Here is a 9,614-nt window from a genome sequence, read left to right on the forward strand (position 1 = left end):
CCGTGGCCCCGCGCGTCGAGCCCGACCACGTGCCCGTAAGGCCTCAGCCACCGCGCCACCGACCGCCAGGTGCGGGCCCGCCCCATCAGGGCGTGCAGCAGCACGATCGGGGGCCCCTGCCCGCCGAAGTCGGCGACCCGGGATGCCGTCCCGGGTGCGGGATAGGGTCCGTTCATGGTCTCCCAGGCGTTCCGGGGCGGCCGGCACCCACGCAGGGCCGGCGCCGTCGCGTTGTGCGGGCTCGTCTCCGTCCTCGTGTCCTGCACGGCCCCCGCACCCGACGGGGGCGACGGGGACACCGGCGCTACCGCACCGGCCGACGCCGCGCACGGGGCACCGGGCATCGGCGACGCCTACTATCCCACGGCGGGCAACGGGGGATACGACGCCCGGCACTACGCCGTGACGGTGCGCTACCACCCCGGGAAGAGCCACCTCGACGGGGACACGACCGTGACCGCCCGCGCCACCCGGGCACTGGACCGGTTCAACCTCGACCTCCGCGGTTTCGAGGTCTCCTCGGTGGAGGTGGACGGCGAACCGGCCGAGCACCGCCGGGCCGACGACGGCGAACTGGTCGTCACCCCGGCGCGGCCCCTGGACGACGGCGACACGTTCACCACCCGGGTCCGCTACGCGGGCGAGCCCGTCCGGGGTGACTCGGAGGACTCCCTCGGCGAGGGGTGGTACGGGACCTCCTCCGGCGGGGCGTTCGTGCTCGGCGAGCCGCGGTCCGCCTCGTACTGGTACCCGGTGAACGAACACCCGCGGGACAAGGCCACCTTCGAACTGACGGCGCGGGTGCCCGAGGACTGGACGGCGGTGTCGATCGGCCGCAAGGAGGGCGAGACCACCGAGAGCGGCTGGACGACGACCACCTGGAACGAGTCCGACCCGGTCGCCGGCTACCTCACCGTGTTCGCCGTCGACCGGTTCACCGTCGAACGCGGCGAACTGCCGGACGGCACCCCGGTGCGCAACGCCTTCGCCCCGGGCACCGAGGGCGCCCGCGACGTCGCCGGGCGGGTCGACGACGTCGTCGCGTTCCTGGAGGAGCGGTTCGGGGACTACCCGGCGAGCACCGCGGGCGGCATCTACCTGAACGAGAACCCCGGGTTCGCCCTGGAGACGCAGGGCACGCCGACCTACCCGCCGGAGCCGGACGTCGAGCTGGTGGTCCACGAGATGGCGCACCAGTGGTACGGCAACTCGGTGTCGCTGCACTCCTGGGCCGACATCTGCCTCAACGAGTGCTTCGCCAGCTACGCGACCTGGCTGTGGGCCGAGCACCAGCGGGGCGCCGACCTCGACGCCCATTACACCGAGCAGATCGAGCGGCTGCGGGGGAACGACGACTTCTGGTCCCGGCCGCTGTACGACATGGGCGCGGGCAACGAGTTCGGCGCCGTCTACAGCAAGGGCCCGCTCGCGGTGCACGCCCTGCGCAGGCAGGTCGGCGACGAGGCGTTCGACCGGATGCTGCGGGAGTGGCCCGCCGAACACGCCGACGGCAACGCACGCTGGCCACAGTTCGAGGCCTTCGCCGAGCGGATCTCCGGGCAGGACCTGCGCGGATTCTTCGACGCCTGGTTCCGCGGCGCGCGGCAGCCCGCGGACGAGTACCTCTGAGTGCGACACCACGGCACGGCGCCGGACCGGTTGGGGGTGCGGCCGGGTGCACGGAGGCCGCCGGCCGGGTGCCTCGCCGTGCGCATTCGCCGGGTCGAGCCGCTACGGTGGCCGGTATGGCAGTTGTGAAGATCAACGCGATCACGGTCCCCGAGGGCGCGGGCGAGGAGCTGGAGAAGCGGTTCGCCGCGCGGTTGCACGCCGTGGACGACCAGCCCGGCTTCCTCGGCTTCGAGCTGTTGCGCCCCGTCTCCGGCGATGACCGCTACTTCGTCTACACGAAGTGGGCCTCCGAGGAGGACTACCAGGCGTGGGCGCAGGGGCCCGCCCGCGAGGCCCACTCGGGTGAGCGGAGCAAGCCCGTGGCCAGTGGCGCCAGCCTGCTGGAGTTCGAGGTGGTGCAGAGCTCCGTCCCCGGCGAGCGGGAGTGAGCGGGGAGTCCGACGCCGCGGCCGGTTCCGGAGTGCTCGACCCCGGTCTCGTCGCGGACCTGGACCGCGCCGCGGAGTGGATCCGCGATGCGGAGGCGCTGCTCGTGTGCGCGGGCGCGGGGATGGGGGTCGACTCCGGGTTGCCGGACTTCCGCGGCGACGAGGGTTTCTGGCGGGCCTACCCGCCGTACGCCCGGCTGGGCCTGCGGTTCGTGGAGCTGGCCGACCCGGCGCACTTCGCCGACGATCCCGAGCTGGCGTGGGGCTTCTACGGTCACCGGCTGGAGCTGTACCGGCGCACCGAGCCGCACGACGGGTTCCGGCTGCTGCGCGAGTGGGGCGGGCGGCTGCCCGGCGGGGTGCGCGTGTTCACCTCGAACGTGGACGGGCAGTTCCAGCGCGCCGGGTTCGCCGGGGTGGCCGAGGTGCACGGCTCGATCCATCACCTCCAGTGCCTCGCGCACTGCGGCGCGGGGATCTGGCCCGCCGACGACGTCGAGGTCGACGTCGACCCGGACACGATGCGGGCGCGACCGCCGTTGCCGTCGTGCCCGGAGTGCGGTTCTCCGGCGCGGCCGAACATCCTCATGTTCGGCGACGGCGACTGGCTGGCGGACCGCAGTGAACCCCAGCTCGACCAACTGTCCCGGTGGCGCAGGCAACACCCCGACCTCGTCGTGGTCGAGATCGGTGCGGGCACCGCGGTGCCGACGGTGCGCAGGCACGCGGAACTGGCCAGTGCGGCGGGCGGGGCGCTGATCCGCATCAACCTCCGCGAACCGGAGATCCGGCACGGCCGCGGCGTCTCCCTCCCCCTCCCCGCCCTCCACGCCCTCCACGAGATCGACACCCGCCTGTCCTGACCCCGCGCGTCACCGGGTGTGTCGCGTGAAGGGCACTTTCCCTGCATCACACGCAGCGAGGGGCACATTCACTGCGTCACACGCAGCGAATGTGCCCTTCACGGCACACCTGCGGCGGGGGTGGGCAGGCGGAGGTGGGCGAGGACGGCGCGGTGGTCGCTGCCCGGGATGTCGTGGGTGGAGTAGTGCCGGACGGTGGCGCGGGAGTCCACGAGGACGTGGTCCAGGGTGACGGGTGGGCCGAAGCGGTTGTGCGGCCAGGTGGGGACCAGTGCCCGGCCGCGTTGTTCGGCTGCGTCGACGTAGCCGGTGTCCACGAGGTCGCGGAAGGCCGCGTGGTCGGCGGTCGCGTTGAAGTCGCCCGCCAGGACCCGCACGGCGCCGTCCGGGTCCGCCTCCGGAAGGCCGCGAAGTTCCGACCGCCAGGTGCGCGCGTCCGTGACCGGGGGGACGGGGTGCACCGCCACCACCTCGACGGCGACGCCGCCGACCCGCATCCGGGCGCCGGGCTGTTCGAACGTCGACGGTCCCGCGAGATCGGCCTCGGCCAGGGGATACCGGGAGATCAGCGCGGAGCCCACCCCGCCCGCACCGGGCCGGGAGATCCGGTGCGGGAGCAGCTCCGGCAGTCCGGCATCGGTGAGCGCCCGCACCGCGTCGGCCTCCAACTCGGTCAGCACCAGCACGTCAACCCGGTGCTCGGCCACCAGGTCGACGACGCGCCGCGCGTCGGCCTCACCGAAGTACGTGTTGAACGCGAGCACGCGGAGCCCGGGCCCGGCGACGGCGGGCGTGCCGTCGACCACGACCCTCGGCACCAGCGGCACCGCGAGCGCCAGCGTCAACAGCAGCGACGCGACACCGATCAGCCGCTGTCGGCCCACGAACGCCAGCACCGCCAGGACCGTCCCGAACGGCACGGCGAACGGGGTGAGCGCGAGCGCGGCGGCGGTGTAACGGTTGCCGTCGAGGCCGAACACCCCGGACACCACCAGCCGCAGCACCGCGAACCCGAACAGCCCCGCCAGCGCCGTGCCCAGGACGATCAGCAGAACCCGGGTGCCGTCCCGCCCCGGCGTCGTTTCGGACATGCTGACGGCGTCGTCGGTGGCGGTCACGCCGTCCAGCTTTCCAGAGCCGCCGTGACCCCGCCGGAGTGGCCCGCACCGTCCGCCCCGCCACACAGGCGAAGGCGCCCCCGGACACGGTCCCGGGGGCGCCTTCGCGTGTGTCGGCTATGCGGTTGTGTCGTCGAGCGGGTCCGTCACTCGTTCTCGTTCTCGTTGCCGGACTCCTCGCCCGCGGCGGCGATGCTCACCGGGGGAGCGTCCGGGACGTCCAGCGGCTTGGCCTCGCCACGGAAGATGAACCGGGCGTCCTCGTCGCGGGACTCGCCGATCTCCCAACCCTCGACGTCCACGATGATGATCTGACCGGGCTGGACCTCGCCGAACAGGATCTTCTCCGAGAGCTGGTCCTCGACCTCGCGCTGGATGGTCCGGCGCAGCGGCCGGGCACCGAGCACCGGGTCGAACCCACGCTTGGCCAGCAGGGCCTTCGCCTTGTCGGTCAGCTCCAGAGCCATGTCCCGGCCCTTCAGCTGCTCCTCGACCCGCGAGGTCATCAGGTCCACCATCTCGATGATCTGGTCCCGCGTGAGCTGGTGGAAGACGATGACGTCGTCGATCCGGTTGAGGAACTCCGGCCGGAAGTGCTTCTTCATCTCCTCGTTGACCTTCTGCTTCATCTTGTCGTAGCGCGTCTCCTCGTCGCTACCCGAGGTGAAGCCGAGGCTCACGGACTTGGAGATGTCCTGTGTGCCCAGGTTGGAGGTGAAGATCAGCACCGTGTTCTTGAAGTCCACCGTGCGGCCCTGGCCGTCGGTGAGCCGCCCGTCCTCCAACACCTGCAGCAGGGTGTTGTAGATCTCCTGGTGCGCCTTCTCGATCTCGTCGAACAGCACCACGGAGAACGGCTTGCGGCGCACCTTCTCGGTGAGCTGGCCGCCCTCCTCGTAGCCGACGTACCCCGGAGGGGCACCGAACAGCCGCGAGGCCGTGTAGCGGTCGTGGAACTCGCCCATGTCGATCTGGATGAGCGCGTCGTCCTCACCGAACAGGAAGTTGGCCAGCGCCTTGGACAGCTCGGTCTTCCCGACACCGGAGGGGCCGGCGAAGATGAACGAGCCGGACGGGCGCTTCGGGTCCTTCAGCCCGGCGCGGGTGCGGCGGATGGCCTGCGACACGGCCCTGACCGCGTCCTCCTGGCCGATGATCCGCTTGTGCAGCTCGTCCTCCATCCGGAGCAGACGGGTAGTCTCCTCCTCGGTGAGCCGGAACACGGGGATCCCGGTCCAGTGGGCCAGGACCTCGGCGATCTGCTCGTCGTCGACCTCGGCGACGACGTCCAGGTCACCGTCCTTCCACTGCTTCTCCCGCTCGGACTTCTGGCCGAGCAGCGTCTTCTCCTCGTCGCGCAGGCGGGCGGCACGCTCGAAGTCCTGCGCGTCGATGGCGGACTCCTTGTCCCGGCGCACGTCGGCGATCTTCTCGTCGAACTCGCGCAGGTCCGGTGGAGCCGTCATCCGGCGGATCCGCATCCGGGCGCCCGCCTCGTCGATCAGGTCGATCGCCTTGTCCGGCAGGTACCGGTCGTTGATGTAGCGGTCGGCCAGGGACGCGGCCGCCACCAGGGCGGAGTCGGTGATCGAGATGCGGTGGTGCGCCTCGTACCGGTCGCGCAGCCCCTTCAGGATCTCGATCGTGTGCTCCAGCGACGGCTCGCCGACCTGGATCGGCTGGAACCGGCGCTCCAGCGCGGCGTCCTTCTCGATGTACTTGCGGTACTCCTCGAGCGTGGTCGCGCCGATGGTCTGCAGCTCGCCACGGGCCAGCATCGGCTTGAGGATGCTCGCCGCGTCGATCGCGCCCTCGGCGGCGCCCGCCCCGACGAGCGTGTGCAGCTCGTCGATGAACAGGATGATGTCGCCGCGGGTCTTGATCTCCTTGAGGACCTTCTTCAACCGCTCCTCGAAGTCACCGCGGTAGCGCGAACCCGCCACCAGCGACCCGAGGTCGAGGGTGTAGAGCTGCTTCTCCTTCAGCGTCTCCGGGACCTCACCCTTGACGATGTTCTGCGCGAGCCCCTCGACGACGGCGGTCTTGCCGACACCGGGCTCACCGATCATCACCGGGTTGTTCTTGGTGCGCCGGGACAGCACCTGCATGACCCGCTCGATCTCGGAGTTCCGGCCGATCACCGGGTCGAGGTTGCCCTCCCGCGCGGCGGCGGTCAGGTTCCGCCCGAACTGGTCGAGGACCAGCGACGACGACGGGGTGCCCTCGCCACGGCCGGCGCCGGCCTCCGCGGGCTCCTTGCCCTGGTAGCCGGACAGCAGCTGCAGGACCTGCTGACGCACCCGGTTCAGGTCCGCGCCGAGTTTCACCAGCACCTGCGCGGCGACGCCCTCGCCCTCGCGGATGAGGCCGAGCAGGATGTGCTCGGTGCCGATGTAGTTGTGGCCGAGCTGGAGCGCCTCCCGCAGGGACAGCTCCAGTACCTTCTTGGCACGCGGCGTGAAGGGGATGTGCCCGCTGGGGGCCTGCTGGCCCTGGCCGATGATCTCCTCGACCTGCTGGCGGACACCCTCCAGCGCGATACCCAACGACTCGAGCGCCTTGGCGGCGACACCCTCACCCTCGTGGATCAAGCCCAGGAGGATGTGCTCGGTGCCGATGTAGTTGTGGTTGAGCATCCGGGCCTCTTCCTGGGCCAGGACAACCACCCGCCTCGCGCGGTCGGTGAACCTTTCGAACATTCCCACTCCCTCGACTGCTGCGCCGGCGGCCCGATCTCACCGGATTCCGGCGACCCACCGGGGTGAGCCCGGCACCGTGAGACCACTGTAGTAGCCGGACGCACGTGTCGGCCTACCACTGGGGCGGACAGGGCCCGCCCGACCAAGGTCGCGCGCCTCTCGGGGACAGACAGTCAGTCGACTTCATTGCTGGCAGCTGACGTATCGGACAACGTGCGTGGGCCCGGGTGCATTCCACGGCAATCCGCTGTCCGCTCCCCGCGAACACGCCCCGGAGCCCTCTCGACGACCGGTCGGCACCCTCCCCGGGCACGTCCGCGGCGACGGCCGCCACCGGTCGGCAAGGTAAGGCGATCCTAACCCCTATCCCCGCGAGGCCGGCCCGAACCGCCGCGCAGCCGCGCCCGGTGCGTCCCGGCACGCCTCGAACCGCGCCCGCACCGCACGCGAAAGCGGCCCCCGGCGGGAACACCGGGGGCCGCTGGACGCACACGTTCAGTTGCGCCGGTGGTAGGCCTCCACGACCTCGGACGGGATCCGCCCCCGGTCCGACACCTCGTAACCGTTCTTGCGGGCCCACACGCGGATCGCCTGATTCTGCTCCCGGTCGGCGGCCACCGAGCGCGCGGGCGCCTTCCGCGGACGCTGCGCGTCGTGGGCCGCTTGCGCCCGCCCGCCCTGCGGGCGTGCTCGACGTACTGGGCGAGGGCGTCCCGCAATTCTTCCGCATTCTCCGTGGAGAGATCGATCTCGTAGCTGACGCCGTCCAGACCGAACTGAACCGTCTCCTCGGCCTCCGATCCGTCCAGATCGTCGACGAGTGAGACAAGGACCTTCTGCGCCATCTTTCCTCCTGCACTGAGCCGTCATAAGATCACGAGGTGCCCACGCCCGAGCCGAAAACCTCGACCGAGGATATTGTTACCCGCCGCGGCGGATTAACGCAAACCATCCCCCGGATTGTGTTGCGACGGCATATGCGACCCGACACATTCGTGCGGGAGAACTCGCGGGGAATACGCACACCGGGCGCTCGTCCACGGGAGGCGACCGTGATCTTGTCGAAGTGTGCCACACGGCGCCCGATCGGGGTGAACCCGGCGGTAGTGATCGGATCCGCACGTCCGCGCGGATCCGGACCCGACAGCACGTGCGAAGGCGGACCGCACAACGCACCCGGCACCCGGGCACGGAACGGATCCCGCGCGTCGCCCCGGATCCCGCCGCACCGCGGCACGCCGGCGGGCGGCCTTCACTCACGCACGGCCGGGACGCCGCCCGCGCCCGGTGTTTCGCTCGAAAACCAGTCGGAGCCCCACCATGCTCAGGTGCGGCAGATGCCGGGTGACGGTTTCGGACTCGGGCACCACCAGCGGCGCCAGTCCCCCGGTCGCGATCACCTCGACCGGATCGGGACGAGCCGGGGCCAACTCGGCCGCGATCCTGCGGACGAGTCCGTCGACCTGCCCCGCGAAGCCGTAGAGAATGCCGGACTGGAGACATTCCACCGTGTTCTTGCCGATCACCGAGCGCGGCGGCACCAGCTCGACCTTGCGTAACGCCGCCGCGCGGGAGGCGAGGGCGTCGACCGAAATATCGATCCCGGGGGCGAAGGCCCCGCCCAGAAACTCACCTTTCGCCGAAATCGCGTCCACGTTGGTCGACGTGCCGAAATCCACCACCACGCACGCCGTGTCGTAGAGGTGATGGGCGGCGAGCGTGTTGACGAGCCGGTCGCCACCGACCTCCTTCGGATTGTCCACCAGTAACGGCACCCCGGTGCGGACGCCCGGCTCGATCACCACCCGGCCGACCTCGGGATAGTACCGATCGAACATCGTCCGGAGTTCCCGCAGCACCACGGGAACCGTCGACAGCGCGCTGATCCCGGTGACCGAGTCGGCGTCCGGCCCCAGCAGACCGCGGATGGTCAGTGCGAGCTCGTCGGAGGTCATGTGCGGGTCGGTGCGCATCCGCCAGTCCCGCACCAGCTCGGCCTGCTCGCCCTGCCCGGTGTGCAGACCGAGCGCGATGTTCGAGTTCCCGACGTCGACGGTCAGCAGCACCTACCGCTCCGCGGGCAACAACTCGTCGCGATGCGCGTGCGGCGCGGGATCCGCCGACCACGCCGCCCCGGCCGGGACGGCGCCGCTGCTCAGGCCGGACCCCTCCGGGGCCCGCCCGGCGTCCGCACCGAGATCGGCGACACGGTTGTCGCCGTCGACGAACACGACCCGCGGCTCGTAGGAAGCGGCCTCGGCGGAGTCCATCTGGCCGTAGGCGATCAGGATGACCAGATCGCCCGGGTGCACCAGGTGTGCGGCGGCGCCGTTGATGCCCAGCACGCCACTGTCGCGTTCGCCGGGAATGACGTAGGTCTCCAGCCGGGCGCCGTTGGTGATGTCCACGATGTGCACCAGTTCGCCGGACAGCAGGTCCGCGGCCTCCATCAGGGTGCGGTCCACGGTCACCGACCCCACGTAGTGCAGGTCGGCCTGCGTCACGGTCGCCCGGTGGATCTTCGATTTCAGCATGGTGCGATACATGACCGGCTCCTCTATACCCCGGCGTCCCCGCGGACGCCGGTCACGTCGGTGCTCTCGGCGCTCGCCCCGGCGGGGTCGCCGACGGCGTGCTCAGGGGCGTCGTCGGCGCTGTTGCCGTCGTCGTCGGGAATCTCGCCGAGCCGGACGGCGACGTTGTCGATCAGCCGGGTCCCGCCGATCCGCGCGGCGACCAACAGCCGGGCCTGCCCGTCGACCGGTGGTTCGCCGAGCTCGGGCCCGCGCAGCTCCAGGTAGTCGACCTCGACCTCGGGACGGGCGGCGAGCGTACGCCGCGCGGCGTCCAACACCGCGTCGGCCCCTCCCGGCC

General features: G+C 71.1%; 9 protein-coding genes and 1 pseudogene. 3 read left to right on the plus strand and 7 right to left on the minus strand.

Annotated elements, in window-relative coordinates:
- Positions 1-176, minus strand: a 176-nt coding sequence (locus tag SACHA_RS21600; RefSeq protein ID WP_039738726.1) for an alpha/beta fold hydrolase, incomplete at its 3' end; no start/stop codon positions are given.
- Here SACHA_RS21600 and SACHA_RS0111190 point away from each other — a divergent pair.
- The 3 genes from SACHA_RS0111190 (at position 175) to SACHA_RS0111200 (ending at position 2,923) form a co-directional block, all read left to right on the plus strand.
- Positions 175-1,629 (plus strand): M1 family metallopeptidase, encoded by a 1,455-nt coding sequence (locus SACHA_RS0111190; protein ID WP_019809744.1) that lies wholly within the window; start codon positions 175-177, stop codon positions 1,627-1,629. The two genes, SACHA_RS21600 and SACHA_RS0111190, sit on opposite strands and share 2 nt — an antisense overlap.
- 116 nt (positions 1,630-1,745) lie before the next feature.
- Positions 1,746-2,060, plus strand: a complete 315-nt coding sequence (locus SACHA_RS0111195; RefSeq protein WP_026455040.1) for an antibiotic biosynthesis monooxygenase family protein — start codon at positions 1,746-1,748, stop codon at positions 2,058-2,060.
- Positions 2,057-2,923, plus strand: a complete 867-nt coding sequence (locus SACHA_RS0111200; RefSeq protein ID WP_019809747.1) for an SIR2 family NAD-dependent protein deacylase — start codon at positions 2,057-2,059, stop codon at positions 2,921-2,923. The genes SACHA_RS0111195 and SACHA_RS0111200 overlap by 4 nt, the downstream gene beginning before the upstream one ends.
- A 98-nt stretch (positions 2,924-3,021) precedes the next feature.
- On the opposite strand, the gene SACHA_RS0111205 is transcribed toward SACHA_RS0111200, so the two are convergent.
- From SACHA_RS0111205 to SACHA_RS0111230, 6 genes and pseudogenes are all read right to left on the minus strand, one after another.
- On the minus strand, positions 3,022-4,041 hold the full coding sequence (locus SACHA_RS0111205) for an endonuclease/exonuclease/phosphatase family protein (RefSeq protein WP_019809748.1): 1,020 nt from the start codon (positions 4,039-4,041) through the stop codon (positions 3,022-3,024).
- A gap of 146 nt (positions 4,042-4,187) precedes the next feature.
- A complete protein-coding gene (locus SACHA_RS0111210) occupies positions 4,188-6,740 on the minus strand; it encodes an ATP-dependent Clp protease ATP-binding subunit (protein WP_019809749.1) in 2,553 nt (850 codons plus the stop codon).
- A gap of 495 nt (positions 6,741-7,235) precedes the next feature.
- Positions 7,236-7,585: pseudogene (locus tag SACHA_RS21605) on the minus strand (histone-like nucleoid-structuring protein Lsr2).
- A gap of 411 nt (positions 7,586-7,996) precedes the next feature.
- Positions 7,997-8,806 (minus strand): type III pantothenate kinase, encoded by an 810-nt coding sequence (locus tag SACHA_RS0111220; protein ID WP_019809751.1) that lies wholly within the window; start codon positions 8,804-8,806, stop codon positions 7,997-7,999.
- Positions 8,807-9,286, minus strand: a complete 480-nt coding sequence (panD, locus tag SACHA_RS0111225) for an aspartate 1-decarboxylase (RefSeq protein WP_019809753.1) — start codon at positions 9,284-9,286, stop codon at positions 8,807-8,809.
- Between the two features lie 11 nt (positions 9,287-9,297).
- A partial coding sequence (locus SACHA_RS0111230) for a pantoate--beta-alanine ligase (protein ID WP_198010131.1) occupies positions 9,298-9,614 on the minus strand: 317 nt, incomplete at its 5' end.

It is taken from the genome of Saccharomonospora halophila 8 (assembly GCF_000383775.1).
Taxonomy (GTDB): Bacteria; Actinomycetota; Actinomycetes; order Mycobacteriales; family Pseudonocardiaceae; genus Saccharomonospora; species Saccharomonospora halophila.

Excerpts from the sequence above, each read along its gene's own strand:
- SACHA_RS0111190 (WP_019809744.1), top strand. The coding sequence starts at position 175 with ATGGTCTCCCAGGCGTTCCGGGGCGGCCGGCACCCACGCAGGGCCGGC.
- SACHA_RS0111195 (WP_026455040.1), top strand. The coding sequence starts at position 1,746 with ATGGCAGTTGTGAAGATCAACGCGATCACGGTCCCCGAGGGCGCGGGC.
- SACHA_RS0111210 (WP_019809749.1), bottom strand. The coding sequence starts at position 6,740 with ATGTTCGAAAGGTTCACCGACCGCGCGAGGCGGGTGGTTGTCCTGGCC.
- panD (WP_019809753.1), bottom strand. The coding sequence starts at position 9,286 with ATGTATCGCACCATGCTGAAATCGAAGATCCACCGGGCGACCGTGACG.